Source organism: Pseudomonas sp. P7548 (assembly GCF_013386585.1).
In the GTDB taxonomy this organism is placed as follows: Bacteria; Pseudomonadota; Gammaproteobacteria; order Pseudomonadales; family Pseudomonadaceae; genus Aquipseudomonas.
Genome location: NZ_JACARO010000018.1, coordinates 98,201 through 113,829 on the forward strand (window position 1 = coordinate 98,201; position 15,629 = coordinate 113,829).

Genomic DNA, 15,629 nt, shown 5'->3' on the forward strand with positions numbered 1-15,629 from the left:
GATTATCCTCGGATCGCCCAGAAGGCCAGGTTCAAGCCCGGGAACTGCCCGGCGATGTGGAAGGCAAACCCACCGGAATTGCTCAACTGCTGCCAGTGCTCGCTGCCCCGGTCCAGTTCGTAATAGGTGGAGCCGGCGTGGTAGGGGATCTGCCGTGGCGCCACCGGCAACGGCAGCAGGCCGATGCCCGGCAGTTGCAGGTTGACCATGTCGCGGATGTGTTCCACCGAGCCGACCTTGCTCTGCTGGCCGAAGCGCGCGCGCAGGGTTTCGCCGGGCACATCGGCGCGTACCACGAGGATGAAGCTGGCGCTGTCGATCAGGGTCTTGTCGGCCAGCATCGCCACGTGGATGCCGTAGGCTTTCTCGACAATCGGGATCGGCGTGGCCTTGCTGTCGATCAGCATCGACAGGGCCTCGCGCAGCGCCGCCATCACCGGGGCAAAGCTCAAGGCCAGGTCGTCGTGCTGGTAGTGCGGGTATTCCTGGGGGCGCCGGCCGGTGGTGGAGAAGGTGGAGAATTCGCCGGCCAGGCTCACCAGCTCGCTGAAAAAACGCTCCGGGTGCAACGGGCTCAACTGGCTGAAATGCTGGATCAGCGGCTGGGCGCGGTTGACCAATTGCAGCAGCATGAAGTCGGCAATCTCCGACGCGCCACCGGCGCCCGAGGCGACCACGCGGCCGGCCAGGGCTTCGCCACGCTGGTGCAAAAGGCCCAGCAGTTCGCTGCGGAACGCCGTGAGCGGTTTGCTGGCGGCCACGTCGAGCACCGGCGGGATATAGGTGTCGTCGAGCACCAGCGCACGGTCGGCGCGTTTTTCCTTGATGCGCACCAGGCCCACGGCGGCGTAATCGCTGATGCCGTCCTGGGCGGTCAACAGGCGCAGGGCCCGGGAACCCACGGCCACCGGCGCGCGGTTTTCGAACGGCGCGTTGTCATCACGCACTTCGCGCACCTGGCTCACATAGCGCGCGGCGCCAAGGGCTTCGCCCTCGTCGACCGTGTCGCGGGCGCCTGCACGCTTGAGCGGCAAGGCCAGGTACACCAGACCGTCACGCAGGTTGTCGTCGATGTTCAGTGGGCTCGGCGCCAGGTCGTCCTGGGGGATATTGAACGGTGTGCCGTCGGGCAACAGGCCGCGTGCAGACACAATGGCCAGCTTGCCCTGGGCCAGCAGGCCCTGGTCGATCAGCAATTCGGAAAAACCCCAGCTGCCTGCCGACAACGGGCGGCTGCGGGCATCGATGAGGTTTTCCAGGTAACGGTCATGCTGCTGGAAGTGCTGCGTTCCGATGAACATGCCTTCCGACCAGACCACGCGATTGTTCCAGGACATGGGGGCTCCGATTGCTTCTTATCTGGCAGGGCTGGATGGGGGAACCACGACGTCGGCGCGCACGGCACGCACATCGAGGCTGATCTGGTATTCGGTGTATTGGCGCGCCGGCACATTGATCACCGTGCGCCATTGCGCGCGATCAAGCTCGCGGTAACCCACCAGCAAGCCGATCTGGCGGGTGGACGGGTCGAGGTCACGCTGAATGCTCAATTGCTGGCCGGGCTGCACCATCACTTCGTCCTGGTCCAGCAGGTCCAGGCCGAGGGTGGATTGCGCACGGTCGGCCAGGGCGAAGTAATCGGAACGGCCGAAGGTGGCGGCGTTTTTCAGCTCGAAGATGCGCACCCGCACCGGTGCCGCCTGGCCGTTGGCACCGGGGTTGAGTCCGGCAATCGCGTGGAAGTGCAATTCGACGGCAGCGGTGTCGGCTTCAGCCTCGGCCGGTGCGTCGGGTTTGGCGGCGTCCGTGGCACACGCCGTCAGCAGAAGCGCCGTGGCGGCTGCGAGTAAAAACCTGGGAATCATCCTGCGTCCTCAATGACGTACTTAGCTATCCGTTAATCCATGTACTGCGTGTCAGCGTCGCTGTCGGGCGCTGTGTTCTTCGTAGGCTCGGCTGAATTCGCGGCCGAACAGGTCCTGGAAGTCTTCCTGGGCCTCGCGGGAAATATTGCTGTAGAGCTCGGTGAACTGTTGCCAGTACTGGGCCTGGCGCGAACCGTTGAACAGGCTGGAGAGCCCGCCCGGCTTGCCCATGCGCTCTTCCAGCTGGGCCGGTTCAAAGCGCTTGAGCAGGTGCTTGATGGCCGCTTCCACCCCGGCCATTACCGCCAACTGGTGAGCGCGCAAGTCGTCGAAACTGTCGCGCACTGCTGCGTCCGGCGCCATGAACGCCTGGTTGCCGTGGCGAAGCAGCAGCAGTAAGGCTTCATCGGCATTCGGGGCGAATTTCAACGGGTTGTTTTCAGCGGGCTGGATCATCGTCTGCTGCATGCGGAACTCGCCCTTGAGGCTGGCCCGGGCACGCAACACATCGATCAGGCCTTCGACCATCAGGCGGTAGCTGCGGCCGATGTTTTCCATCTGGGCGCAGGCGTCGGCCTTGTCCAGGCGCAGCTGGTCCAGGCCGGCACCGCGCAGGAAGGCTTGCAGCAGGTCGGGCTGCGCGGTATCGGCAAGCACCGGCGGCGCGATGACGGGCGCAGGGGGCGGCTCAGGTGTGGCGACTGGTACGGGCGTGGCCACCACAGGCGCGGGCGCGGGCGTGTCGCCGAACAGGTCCCAGTCCTCGGGGATCACCGAGCCGGACACCACGGGTTTTTCGACCACTGGGACTGCCACGGGCGTCGGTGGGCGGAAATCGTGCTGCTCGGAAGGCACATGGTCCGCCACGGTCGGCGGCGGCACGGCGGTGGGGCTGAGGAAGTCGAACAGGTCGGGCAAGGTGTCCATCGAGGACGCGCCCTGAAATTGCGGGGCGATCACCGGCACGGGGGCCGGCGTGGGCGTGTTCACCACGGCCCCCATCAGTGCTTCGAAGCTGTTGGGTGAGTCCCCGACAAACGGCTGGCTGTCGACGGCCTGCACATTGAAGTCGATGCGGGCCTGGATCTCGTAATCGCCGATACGGATCAGCTCGCCGTCCTGCAGGGGCTCGCTGTTGCCCCGGCGCAAACGAATACCGGCGTTGACCAACTCCACGCCGTTGGTGCTGTTATCGGTTAAATAATAACGGCCATCTTTGTATTGAATAACACAGTGTTGCGAAGAAACCAGACGCTCAGGATCAGGCAATACCCAGTCATTATCCGAGCTGCGGCCAATAGCCATCGAGCCCTGGTTCAAGGACTTTTCCGGACACTGCCCAGGGGTAATCTTGTGATAACTAGTGATAGTCAAACACAGCGACATCTTGCCTCCTTGCTGATACTTCGCGCGCGGTCGGCTCCCAGGACAGCGTTTCCCGGGAGATCCCCACCAGGCCGTGCAATCGACCTTAAAAACCTGCTTTTGTCAGCATGATCGCTGATCTTAACTGGCCTCTATGACAAAAATCCTGTCCTGGTGCGCCACCAGACCCATCAGTCGCGCAGGTTGTTAAGCACCGCACATCTGTCACAGAGGGCGAATAGCTTACCTTGACAAGGCATAAGTACTACACCAAAAATGCACAACTTCTTGAATACCAGTGATGGCACTTTGAAATCAACTTGAGTTCAAAGTTCCAATATGACCAAGAAAACATGCCTAGTTCCTCGCGCAACTAATGCATGCATTGCCCGCCATCTAACGGGCTGATAGGGAGATCAATTTCAGTGGATGTGCCGTTGCTGCTCACCGCCGTTTCCGCGACTTCGCCCTGTGGCGAAGACATGGAATATGACGCGGACTTTCTCCACCTGGAGCGTGCCGCCAAGGGTCAGCCCGAGCGCAGCATGGGCGACTCGATCCTGCCCGCCGAACCTCCGGAATGGCGCAGCATCCAGCAGCAAAGCCTCGACCTGCTGGCGCGCAGCAAAGACCTGCGCATCACCCACTTTCTGGTGCAAAGCTCGCTCGCCCTGCAAGGCGTTGCCGGGCTGGCCGAAGCCCTTTCGCTGATCAACGCGCTGTTGCGCGACTACTGGGCCGAGCTGCACCCGCGCCTGGACGCCGACGACGATAACGACCCCACCGTGCGCATCAACGCCCTCACCGGCCTGACCTGCGACACGAACATCCGCCTGCTGCGCGAAAGCATCCTCACGCGCTCGCGCACCTTCGGCCCCGTGAGCCTGCGCGCCGCGCTCAACGCCAGCGGCCTGCAGAGCTTTGCCGATGAGCAACTGGGCGCCCAGCAGCTCAACGCCGCCTTCCTCGACAGCGACCCCGAGCAACTGCAAGCCACCCGCGATGCCTTGAGCGCCGCGCGCGCGGCCTGCGAAGCCATCGAGCAACAGGTCAACGATCAAGTCGGTTCCGCCCAGGGCGTGGACCTCAGTGCCCTGAAGCAGCCGCTCAAGCAAGCGCTGCAGATACTCAACCAAGCGGTGCCCGGCACCGACAGCAGCAGCGAACCCGAGGCCGTCAGTGACGACAATGCCCCCTCGGCCGACTTCGCTGCCGCCCCCGCAGTACAGCGTCCGGTCGGCGATATCGCCAGCCGCGACGACGTGCTGCGCAGCCTCGACAAGATCCTTGCGTACTACACCCGTCACGAGCCTTCGAGCCCGCTGCCGGTGCTGTTGAACCGGGCGAAGCATCTGGTGCACGCCGACTTCGCGGCCATCGTGCGCAACCTGATTCCCGACGGCATGTCCCAATTTGAAAACCTGCGCGGTCCGGACGGCGAGTAAGCCGCGCCAACGTGCAGTAACAACACCGTCGCTCAAGCGACCAGGAGCAGCAACGTGGCGAAGCAAAGTTCTCAGAAATTCATCGCGCGCAACCGTGCGCCTCGAGTGCAGATCGAGTACGACGTCGAGCTCTACGGCGCCGAGAAAAAGGTCCAGCTGCCCTTCGTGATGGGTGTGATGGCCGACCTCGCCGGCAAGCCTGCCGAGCCGCTCGCGCCCGTGGCCGACCGCAAGTTCCTTGAAGTGGACGTCGACAATTTCGACTCGCGCCTCAAGGCCATGCAGCCGCGCGTGGCGTTCCACGTGCCCAACGAGCTGACCGGTGAAGGCAACCTGAGCCTGGACATCACCTTCGAGAGCATGGACGACTTCAGCCCGGCCGCCGTGGCCCGCAAGGTCGACTCACTGAACCAACTGCTCGAAGCCCGCACCCAGCTGGCCAACCTGCTGACCTACATGGACGGCAAGACCGGCGCTGAAGAAATCATCATGAAGGCGATCAAGGACCCGGCACTGCTCCAGGCACTTGCCAGCGCGCCGAAGCCTGCAGGGGACCAGTAATCATGACCGACAATACCGCCCGCGAAGGCTCCCAGATCCTGGGTACCCAGACCGAAGAAGCCAGCGAATTCGCGAACCTGCTGCTGCAAGAGTTCAAGCCCAAGACCGAGCGTGCCCGCGAAGCCGTGGAAACCGCCGTGCGCACCTTGGCCGAACAGGCCCTGGCGCAAACCGACCTGGTGTCCAATGACGCGATCAAGTCGATCGAGTCGATTATCGCCGCCATCGACGCCAAGCTGACCGCCCAGGTCAACCAGATCATTCATCACCAGGATTTCCAGCAGCTGGAAAGCGCCTGGCGTGGCCTGCACTACCTGGTCAACAACACCGAGAGCGATGAGCAGCTCAAGATCCGCGTGCTCAACATCTCCAAACCGGACCTGCACAAGACCCTGAAGAAATTCAAGGGCACCGCGTGGGACCAGAGCCCGATCTTCAAGAAGATGTACGAAGAAGAATACGGCCAGTTCGGTGGCGAACCTTACGGCTGCCTGGTGGGCGACTACTACTTCGACCAGTCGCCTCCCGACGTGGAGCTGCTGGGCGAGCTGTCGAAAGTCTGCGCCGCCATGCACTCCCCGTTCATCGCCGCTGCTTCGCCAACCGTGATGGGCATGGGCTCGTGGCAGGAACTGTCGAACCCGCGCGACCTGACCAAGATCTTCACCACCCCGGAATACGCCGGCTGGCGTTCGCTGCGTGAATCGGAAGATTCGCGCTACATCGGCCTGACCATGCCGCGCTTCCTGGCGCGCCTGCCGTACGGCGCCAAGACCGACCCGGTGGAAGCCTTCGCCTTCGAAGAAAACACCGACGGCGCCGACAGCTCCAAGTACACCTGGGCCAACGCCGCCTACGCGATGGCAGTGAACATCAACCGTTCGTTCAAGCACTACGGCTGGTGCTCGCGCATCCGTGGCGTGGAATCGGGCGGTGAAGTGGAAAACCTGCCGGCCCACACGTTCCCGACCGATGACGGTGGCGTGGACATGAAGTGCCCGACCGAAATCGCCATCAGCGACCGCCGCGAAGCGGAACTGGCCAAGAACGGTTTCATGCCGCTGCTGCACAAGAAAAACACCGACTTCGCCGCGTTCATCGGCGCCCAGTCGCTGCAGAAACCGGCCGAATACGACGACCCGGACGCCACTGCCAACGCCAACCTGGCCGCGCGCCTGCCGTACCTGTTCGCCACCTGCCGTTTCGCTCACTACTTGAAGTGCATCGTGCGCGACAAGATCGGTTCCTTCAAAGAGAAGGACGAGATGCAGCGCTGGTTGCAGGACTGGATCCTCAACTACGTGGACGGTGACCCTGCGCACTCCACCGAAACCACCAAGGCCCAGCACCCGTTGGCGGCGGCCGAAGTGATCGTGGAAGAAGTCGAAGGCAACCCGGGGTACTACAACTCCAAGTTCTACCTGCGCCCGCACTACCAGCTTGAAGGGCTGACGGTGTCGCTGCGCCTGGTATCGAAGCTGCCCTCGGCCAAGAGCGCGTAAGTAGCTGTTGAACCGGCTCTTCTGTGGGAGCCGGGCTTGCCCGCGATGCAGGCGGCGCGGTCCGGCAGGCAGACCGCGGTGATGCCATCGCAGGCAAGCCAGCTCCCACAGAAAAGCAAAGCCCCCTTGGGCTTAACCAAATTTCGTGGCCTGGGCCACACAGGGAGAAAACATGGCTGTTGATATTTTCATCAAGATCGGCGACATCAAGGGCGAGTCCATGGACAAGGCCCACAAGGACGAAATCGACGTGCTGAACTGGAGCTGGGGCATGGCCCAGTCCGGCAACATGCATGTGGGCGGTGGCGGCGGCGCGGGCAAGGTGAATATCCAGGACCTGTCGCTGACCAAGTACGTCGACAAGGCCTCGCCGAACCTGATGATGCACTGCGCCAGCGGCAAGCACATCGACAAGGTCAAGCTGACCGTGCGCAAGGCCGGTGGCGAGAGCCAGGTCGAGTACATGGTGATCAACCTGGAAGAAGTGCTGGTGACGTCCCTGAGCACCGGCGGTTCGGGCACCGATGACCGCCTGACCGAGAACGTCACCCTGAACTTTGCCCAAGTGATGGTCGACTACCAGCCGCAGAAAGCCGACGGCACCAAAGACGGCGGCGCGATCAAGTTTGGCTGGAACATCCGTTCCAACACCAAGCGCTGATAGCCCTTGAGGCCGTGGCTTCGCGCCACGGCCACAGCCCACTTGCCCCTCTCAAACCCCGTCCGTGGAGCCGCTTTGGTGGTCACTGAAATCGCTTCCCGCGACCGTCTGCAACCGTCCCTGCTGGACCGGTTGACCGACGACGATCCGACCAATCCCAAGGAAAGCGCCGATAAACGCGTGCTATCCCTGACCCAATTGAAAGCCTCGGTGCTGCGTGACCTGGCGTGGCTGCTCAACACCACGTCGTTGCTCGATGCCGATGCCACACTGCACACCCCGGCCGGTACGTCGGTGGTCAATTACGGCCTGCCGGCACTGGCGGGCAACAGTGTTTCCAGCGTGGACATCAAGGCCCTCGAAGCCCTGATCTACCAGGCCATCGCCACCTTTGAGCCACGTATTCTGCGCCACACCCTGCGCGTCAAAGCCCGCGTCGGCCATGGCGAGATGAACCACAACGCGCTGAGTTTCGAGATCGAGGGCGACCTGTGGGCACAGCCGGTGCCGTTGCGCCTGCTGCTGCAAACCGACCTCGACCTGGAGTCAGGCCACGTGCGCGTGGTCAATGCCGACCAGCGGAGACGCCCATGAACCCGCGCCTGCTGGAGCTGTACAACCAGGAACTGCACCACGTGCGCGAAAGCGCCGCCGAGTTCGCCAAGGAATACCCGAAGATCGCCAGTCGGCTGACCCTGTCCGGCATGGACTGCGCCGACCCGTACGTCGAACGTTTGCTCGAAGGTTTTGCCTACCTCACCGCCCGCGTGCAGCTCAAGCTCGACGCCGAGTACCCGACCTTCACCCACAACCTGCTGGAAATCGCCTACCCGCACTACCTGGCGCCGACGCCGTCGATGACCGTGGTGCAATTGCAGACCGACCCGGACGAAGGCTCCCTGGCCAGTGGGTTTCCGTTGCCCCGCGACAGTGTATTGCGGGCCGCGTTGGGCCGCGAAACCCAGACCTGCTGCGAGTACCGCACTGCCCACCCGGTGACGTTGTGGCCGTTGCAAGTGGCCAATGCCGAATACTTCGGTAACCCCGCTGCCGTGCTCGGGCGTCTGGCCGCCAGCGAGCCGAAAGCCAAGGCCGGCTTGCGCCTGACCCTGCGCACGGGCGCCGAATTGCCGTTCAACAGCCTCGACCTCGACAGCCTGCCGCTGTACCTCAGCGGCGCCGACGAGCAGCCGTTTCGCCTCTATGAGCAACTGCTGGGCAATGCCTGCGCAGTGTTCGCACGCAAGCCGGGGGGCGATTGGGTCGAGCGCCTGCCCCAGGATGCGCTGCGCTCCCGCGGCTTCGACGATGCCGACGCCGCCATGCCCGTTGTCGCACGAGCGTTCCAGGGCTATCGCCTGCTGCAGGAATACTTCGCCCTGCCCCACCGCTTCCTGTTCGTCGAGTTCGCCGAACTGAGCCGTGCGGTCAAGCGCTGCGACGGCCAGGAGCTGGAACTGATCGTGCTGTTTGACCGCCACGAGCCGAGCCTGGAAGGCAGCGTCGGCGCGGCGCAGTTCCTGCCGTTCTGCACGCCGGCGATCAACCTGTTTCCCAAGCGGGTGGACCGTATCCACTTGTCTGACCGGGTCAACGAACACCATGTAATCGCCGACCGCACACGGCCGATGGATTTCGAGATTCACTCGTTGAGCGGCATCACCGGCCACGGCACCGGGCCGGAGCAACCATTCTTGCCGTTCTACGCGGTGCGCGACCCGTCGCGGTACGGCCGCGACCAGGCCTACTACACCGTGCGCCGTGAGCCGCGTGTGCTGTCCAGCGACCAGCGCCGCAACGGCCCGCGCTCGACCTATGTGGGCAGCGAGACCTTTGTCAGCCTGGTCGACAGCCGGCAGGCCCCCTACGGCCACGACCTGCGCCAGCTCGGCGTGACCGCGCTGTGCACCAACCGCGACCTGCCGCTGTTCATGAGCGTGGGCAATGGCAAGACCGACTTCACCCTGGCCGACAGCGCACCGGTATTGGCCGTGCGCTGCGTGGCCGGCCCGAGTCGGCCACGTGCCAGCCATGCCCATGACGCCAAGGCCTGGCGCCTGATCAGCCAACTCTCGCTCAACTATTTGTCGTTGAGCGAGCAAGGCCAGGGCGCCGGTGCCTTGCGCGAACTGCTGCGCCTGTACGGCGACAGCAACGACGCCGCCCTGCAATTGCAGATCGAAGGCCTGCGTGAAGTCAGCAGCAAGGCCGTGACCCGGCGCCTGCCGATGCCCGGCCCGATCGTGTTTGGCCGTGGCTTGGAAATCACCTTGGAATTCGATGAAAACGCGTTTCGCGGCACCGGCGTGTTCCTGCTCGGTGCCGTGCTGGAACGTTTCCTGGCGCGCTACGTGTCGATCAACAGTTTTACCGAGACGGTGATCCGTACCACCGAACGCGGCGAGATCATGCGATGGAAAGCCAAGCCCGGACGGCGTCCGACCCTGTGAACACACTGGATGCGATGCATCAGGAACCCTGGGAATACGATTTCTTCCAGGCGCTGCGCCGTCTCGAGTGCGAATCGCCGGAGCTGCCCCGCCTGGGCCATTCCCTGCGCCTGGCCGATGACCCGTTGCGCCTGGGCCAGCAGGCCGATTGCACCTTTGCCCCGGCCACCCTGGCGTCGGTCGACCCCGGTGGTGACGGCAAGCCGGCGCGCCTGGAGCAGTTCTTCTTCGGCCTTGGCGGCCCCAACGGCCCGCTACCGCTGCACATCACCGAGTACGTGCGCGAACGTCAGCGCAACAACGCCGACAGCACCAGCAAACAGTTTTTGGATGTGTTCCACCATCGCCTGCTCAGCCTGTTCTATCGGGCCTGGGCCGAGGCGCGGCCGACAGTCAGCCATGACCGACCGGACGATGACTACTGGTCGGCACGCCTCGCCGCTCTGAGTGGACGCGGCATGCCGAGCCTGCTCAACCAGGGGCTCATCCCGGATACCGCGAAGCTGCATTACAGCGGCCACCTGTCGGCGCAAACCCGCTACCCGGACGGCCTGAAAGCCATTCTCGGCGAGTATTTCGGCCTGCCGGTGCAGATCGAAGAGTACGTCGGCCAATGGCTCGAACTGCCCGAGCGCAGCCGCGTCAGCGTGAGCGCCAACCGCTTGGGCGTGGACTTTTGCCTGGGCAGCTTCGTGTGGGACCGCCAGCACAAATTCCGCATCCGCCTGGGCCCGCTCAAGCTTGATGACTACATGAGCATGCTGCCCGGCCAGCAGCCGTTCAACGAGCTGGTGGCGTGGGTGGCCGAGTACCTGGGCCATGAACTGGACTGGGACCTGAACCTGGTCCTGCAACAACCCGAAGTCCCGGCGCTGCAACTCAACGGCAGGTTCCGCCTGGGCTTCAACACCTGGCTTGGCCAGCCCGAGCGAGACGCCAACGACCTAATCCTGGCCCGGCATTACGCCGATCAGGCCACCACCTCAAGGAATCCAGAGCATGGGTGAAATCAGTCGCGCCGCACTGTTCGGCAAACTCAACAGCGTGGCCTACAAGGCCATCGAAGCCGCCACCGTGTTCTGCAAACTGCGGGGCAACCCGTATGTGGAACTGGCCCACTGGTTTCACCAGTTGCTGCAACTGCAGGACTCGGACCTGCACCGCATCATCCGCCAGTTCAACGTGGAACCGGCGCGCCTGGCCCGTGACCTCACCGAAGCCCTGGACCGCCTGCCGCGCGGCTCAACCTCGATCACCGACTTGTCGTCCCATGTGGAAGAAGCCGTGGAGCGCGGTTGGGTCTACGGCAGCCTGATGTTCGGCGAAAGCCAGGTGCGTACCGGCTACCTGGTGCTCGGCATCCTCAAGACGCCAAGCCTGCGCCATGCATTGCTGGGCCTGTCGTCGGAGTTCGACAAGATCAAGGCCGAGGCCCTGAGCGAACGCTTTGACGAGTACGTCGGCGACTCGCCGGAGAACGCGCTGAGCGCCAGCGACGGTTTCAATGCCGGCGCCGTACCGGGCGAAGCCAGCGGGGCCATGGCGCCGAGCGCGATGGGCAAGCAGGAAGCCCTCAAGCGCTTTACCGTGGACCTGACCGAACAAGCGCGCAGCGGCAAGCTCGACCCGATCGTTGGCCGTGATGAAGAAATCCGCCAATTGGTGGACATCCTCATGCGCCGCCGCCAGAACAACCCGATCCTCACCGGTGAAGCCGGCGTGGGCAAGACGGCCGTGGTCGAAGGTTTCGCCCTGCGTATCGTTGCCGGTGACGTACCACCCGCCCTGAAAGACGTGGAGCTGCGCAGCCTGGACGTGGGCCTGTTGCAGGCCGGCGCCAGCATGAAAGGCGAGTTCGAACAGCGCCTGCGCCAGGTCATCGAAGACGTGCAGGCGTCGCCCAAGCCGATCATCCTGTTCATCGACGAAGCGCACACGCTGGTGGGTGCCGGTGGTGCTGCGGGTACGGGCGATGCGGCCAACCTGCTCAAGCCGGCCCTGGCACGCGGCACCTTGCGCACCGTGGCCGCAACCACCTGGGCCGAGTACAAGAAGCACATCGAGAAAGACCCGGCCCTGACCCGCCGCTTCCAGGTGGTACAAGTGGCCGAGCCGTCGGAAGACAAGGCGCTGCTGATGATGCGCGGCGTGGCGTCGACCATGGAAAAACACCACCAGGTGCAGATCCTCGACGAAGCGCTGGAAGCCTCGGTGAAACTGTCTCACCGTTACATCCCGGCGCGCCAGTTGCCGGACAAATCCGTGAGCCTGTTGGACACCGCCTGCGCCCGCGTCGCCATCAGCCTGCACGCGGTGCCGGCCGAAGTGGACGACAGCCGCCGCCGCATCGAGGCGCTGGAAACCGAGCTGCAAATCATCGCCCGCGAGCATGCCATCGGCATTGCGATTGGCGCGCGCCAGACCACGACCGACGCGCTGTTGAGTGCTGAGCGTGAGCGCCTGGCGACCCTGGAAAGCCGCTGGGCTGAAGAGAAAGCGCTGGTGGACGAACTGCTCGCCACCCGTGCAACGCTGCGTGAAAACGCAGGCGTGGTGGATAGCGCTGCTGGTAATAACGAGAGCGACGAACTGCGTGCCCAACTGGTCGACCTGCAACAGCGCCTCAGCGCCCTGCAAGGCGAAACCCCGCTGATCCTACCGACCGTGGATTACCAGGCCGTGGCCTCGGTGGTCGCCGACTGGACCGGCATTCCGGTGGGTCGCATGGCGCGCAACGAACTGGAGACGGTGCTCAACCTCGACCAGCACCTGAAAAAACGCATCATCGGCCAGGACCATGCCCTGCAGATGATCGCCAAGCGCATCCAGACCTCCCGCGCCGGCCTCGACAACCCGAGCAAGCCGATTGGCGTGTTCATGCTGGCCGGCACCTCCGGCGTGGGCAAGACCGAAACCGCCCTGGCCCTGGCCGAAGCCATGTACGGCGGCGAGCAGAACGTCATCACCATCAACATGAGCGAGTTCCAGGAAGCCCACACCGTGTCGACCCTCAAGGGCGCGCCACCGGGTTACATCGGCTATGGCGAAGGCGGCGTGCTGACCGAAGCCGTACGACGCAAACCCTACAGCGTGGTACTGCTGGACGAGGTGGAAAAAGCCCACCCGGACGTGCATGAGATCTTCTTCCAGGTGTTCGACAAGGGCGTGATGGAAGACGGCGAAGGCCGAGTGATCGACTTCAAGAACACCCTGATCCTGCTCACCACCAACGCCGGTACCGAGCTGATCTCCCATGTGTGCAAAGACCCGGCGAACGTGCCGGAGCCAGAAGAGATCGCCAAGGCCCTGCGCCAGCCGCTGCTGGAAATCTTCCCGCCGGCGCTGCTCGGCCGCCTGGTGACCATTCCGTATTACCCGCTCAGCGACGAGATGCTCAAGGCGATCACCCGCCTGCAGCTCAACCGCATCAAGAAGCGCGTGGAGAGTACGCACAAGGTGGCCTTCGACTACGACGACGCGGTGGTCGACCTGATCGTCTCGCGGTGCACCGAGACCGAAAGCGGCGGGCGCATGATCGACACCCTCCTCACCAACAGTTTGCTGCCGGACATGAGCCGTGAGTTCCTCACGCGCATGCTGGAGGGCAAGGCGTTGGCGGGTGTGCGGATCAGCAACCGGGATAACGAATTGCACTACGACTTCAGCGAAGTCGAGTAACTAAAGGTGGATGCGGTCAGTGTGGGAGCTGGCTTGCCTGCGAAAGCGGTCTGACATTCAACTTTGATGTTGACTGATACACCGCTTTCGCAGGCAAGCCAGCTCCCACATTTGATCCGGTTCCGTCAGTGAAAACGGTATTTACGGGTTAACCGATGCTATTCAACCAAGCCTCACGCCTGGCCAAAGTCACCAGCCCCCTCGGGCCGGATGTGCTGCTGCTCAATGAAATGGGCGGTGGTGAAGAGCTGGGCAGGCTGTTCAACTATGAGCTGCAACTGACGTCCCTGGACGCCAACATCGACCTCAATCAATTGCTCGGCAAACCCATGAGTGTGGGCCTGCAATTGGCGGATGGCGGTGAGCGGCACTTCCACGGCATCGTCGCGCGGTGCAGCCAGAATATCGACCAGGGCCAGTTCGCCAGCTACCAGGTGACCCTGCGCCCGTGGTTGTGGTTGCTCAGCCGCACCTCCGATTGCCGGATTTTCCAGAACCTGAGCATCCCGCAGATCATCAAGCAGGTGTTCCGCGACCTGGGGTTTTCCGATTTCGAAGACGCCTTGAGCCGGCCGTACCGCGAGTGGGAATACTGCGTGCAGTACCGCGAGACCAGTTTCGATTTCGTCAGCCGCCTGATGGAACAGGAAGGGATCTACTACTTCTTCCGCCATGAGCAGGACCGCCATGTGCTGGTGCTGGCCGATGCCTACGGTGCCCACACCACGGTGCCCGGCTACGCGTCGATCCCGTATTACCCCAAGGACGAGCAGCAGCGCGAACGTGACCACATGCATAACTGGCACCTGGCGCACGAGGTGCAGCCGGGCTCGCTGGAGCTCAACGACTACGACTTCCAACGCCCCAGCGCCAGCATCGATGTGCGTTCCGCCATGCCGCGCCCGCACACCGCCGGCGACTACCCGCTGTACGACTACCCCGGCACCTACGTGCAGAGCGAAGACGGCGAACACTACGCGCGCACCCGCATCGAAGCCCTGCAAACCTTGCACGAACAAATCGAGTTCAGCGGCAATGCGCGAGGCCTGGGCTCCGGCCATTTGTTCAGCCTCACCGGCTTCAGCCGCCAGGACCAGAACCGCGAATACCTGATCGTCGGCTGCCGCTACTACATCGTCCAGGAAAGCCTGGAAAGCGGCGGCGGCTCGGGTTCGGCGCAGTTTGAAAGCAGCCTCACCTGTATCGACGCCCAACAGAGCTTCCGCCCGCTGGCCAACACCCACCGGCCTATCGTCAAAGGCCCGCAAACCGCCTTGGTGGTGGGCCCCAAGGGCGAGGAAATCTGGACCGACCAGTACGGCCGCGTGAAGGTGCATTTCTATTGGGACCGCCATGACCAATCCAACGAAAACAGCTCGTGCTGGATTCGTGTGTCGCAGTCCTGGGCCGGCAAGAACTGGGGCTCGATGCAGATCCCACGGATCGGCCAGGAAGTGATTGTGAGCTTTCTTGAAGGCGACCCCGACCGGCCGATCATCACCGGCCGCGTCTACAACGCCGAGCAGACCGTGCCCTACGACCTGCCGGAAAACGCGACCCAGAGCGGCATGAAAAGCCGTTCGAGCAAGGGCGGCACGCCGGCCAACTTCAATGAAATCCGCATGGAGGACAAGAAGGGCCTGGAGCAGCTGTATATCCACGCCGAGCGTAACCAGGACATTGTGGTGGAGGTGGATGAGAGCCACTCGGTGGGGCATGACCGCAACAAGAGCATCGGCCACAACGAGACGGTGACCATCGGCAACAACCGCCTGCGCATCGTCAAGCAGGAAGACATCCTCTCGGTGGGCCAGCGCAAGACCGATAGCATCAGCCAGAGCTATGTCATCGAAGTGGGTGAAAACCTGCGGCTGGTCTGCGGCGAAAGCATTCTGGAGTTGAACGCCAGCGGGCAGATCAACCTGACCGGCGTGCAAATCAGCTTCTATGCCAGCGGCGATGCCGAATTCAACACGGGCGGCGTGCTGCACTTGAACAACGGCGGTGGCCCCGGCGCCACGCCCGATGGCCAGGGCCAGAAAGGCGCCATCGACGCCAATATCAAAGCCGCGTTCCCCGCGCCTAAAAGCTCCTGACGAGAC

The 15,629-nt window shown here is 63.4% G+C and carries 12 protein-coding genes; 9 read left to right on the forward strand and 3 right to left on the reverse strand.

The annotated features are described in order from the left end of the window. Window positions 1-2: 2 nt before the first annotated feature. The 3 genes from tssK to tagH are packed head-to-tail and all read right to left on the reverse strand — an operon-like array spanning window position 3 to window position 3,251. Complete coding sequence (gene tssK / locus HX803_RS10625) at window positions 3-1,337, reverse strand: type VI secretion system baseplate subunit TssK (RefSeq protein ID WP_178920385.1); 1,335 nt, start codon at window positions 1,335-1,337, stop codon at window positions 3-5. 18 nt (window positions 1,338-1,355) lie between these two features. Next, entirely contained in the window at window positions 1,356-1,865 is a 510-nt protein-coding gene (gene tssJ / locus HX803_RS10630) for a type VI secretion system lipoprotein TssJ (protein WP_176994478.1), read from the reverse strand. A 51-nt stretch (window positions 1,866-1,916) separates the two neighbouring features. Further along, the gene (tagH, locus tag HX803_RS10635) at window positions 1,917-3,251 is read right to left on the reverse strand and encodes a type VI secretion system-associated FHA domain protein TagH (RefSeq protein WP_178920387.1); all 1,335 of its coding nucleotides are present in this window, start codon (window positions 3,249-3,251) and stop codon (window positions 1,917-1,919) included. 404 nt (window positions 3,252-3,655) lie between these two features. Here tagH and tssA point away from each other — a divergent pair, with 404 nt between their 5' ends. From tssA to HX803_RS10680, 9 genes are all read left to right on the forward strand, one after another. Continuing rightward, a complete protein-coding gene (tssA, locus tag HX803_RS10640) occupies window positions 3,656-4,675 on the forward strand; it encodes a type VI secretion system protein TssA (protein WP_178920389.1) in 1,020 nt (339 codons plus the stop codon). Between the two features lie 54 nt (window positions 4,676-4,729). Beyond that, entirely contained in the window at window positions 4,730-5,236 is a 507-nt protein-coding gene (gene tssB / locus HX803_RS10645; protein ID WP_010207547.1) for a type VI secretion system contractile sheath small subunit, read from the forward strand. Between the two features lie 2 nt (window positions 5,237-5,238). Then, entirely contained in the window at window positions 5,239-6,738 is a 1,500-nt protein-coding gene (gene tssC / locus HX803_RS10650) for a type VI secretion system contractile sheath large subunit (RefSeq protein ID WP_178920391.1), read from the forward strand. Window positions 6,739-6,910: 172 nt separating this feature from the next. After that, window positions 6,911-7,399, forward strand: a complete 489-nt coding sequence (locus HX803_RS10655; RefSeq protein WP_005792512.1) for a type VI secretion system tube protein Hcp — start codon at window positions 6,911-6,913, stop codon at window positions 7,397-7,399. Window positions 7,400-7,477: 78 nt separating this feature from the next. Next, complete coding sequence (tssE, locus tag HX803_RS10660) at window positions 7,478-7,993, forward strand: type VI secretion system baseplate subunit TssE (RefSeq protein WP_005792513.1); 516 nt, start codon at window positions 7,478-7,480, stop codon at window positions 7,991-7,993. Further along, window positions 7,990-9,849: a type VI secretion system baseplate subunit TssF gene (tssF, locus tag HX803_RS10665; RefSeq protein ID WP_178920393.1), complete on the forward strand. Its 1,860-nt coding sequence runs from the start codon at window positions 7,990-7,992 to the stop codon at window positions 9,847-9,849. Before tssE ends, tssF begins: the two co-directional genes overlap by 4 nt. Continuing rightward, complete coding sequence (gene tssG, locus HX803_RS10670) at window positions 9,813-10,856, forward strand: type VI secretion system baseplate subunit TssG (RefSeq protein WP_178920396.1); 1,044 nt, start codon at window positions 9,813-9,815, stop codon at window positions 10,854-10,856. The genes tssF and tssG overlap by 37 nt, the downstream gene beginning before the upstream one ends. Beyond that, a complete protein-coding gene (gene tssH, locus HX803_RS10675; protein WP_178920398.1) occupies window positions 10,849-13,527 on the forward strand; it encodes a type VI secretion system ATPase TssH in 2,679 nt (892 codons plus the stop codon). Before tssG ends, tssH begins: the two co-directional genes overlap by 8 nt. A 155-nt stretch (window positions 13,528-13,682) precedes the next feature. Then, window positions 13,683-15,623, forward strand: a complete 1,941-nt coding sequence (locus HX803_RS10680) for a type VI secretion system Vgr family protein (RefSeq protein ID WP_176994485.1) — start codon at window positions 13,683-13,685, stop codon at window positions 15,621-15,623. The last annotated feature ends 6 nt before the right edge of the window (window positions 15,624-15,629 follow it).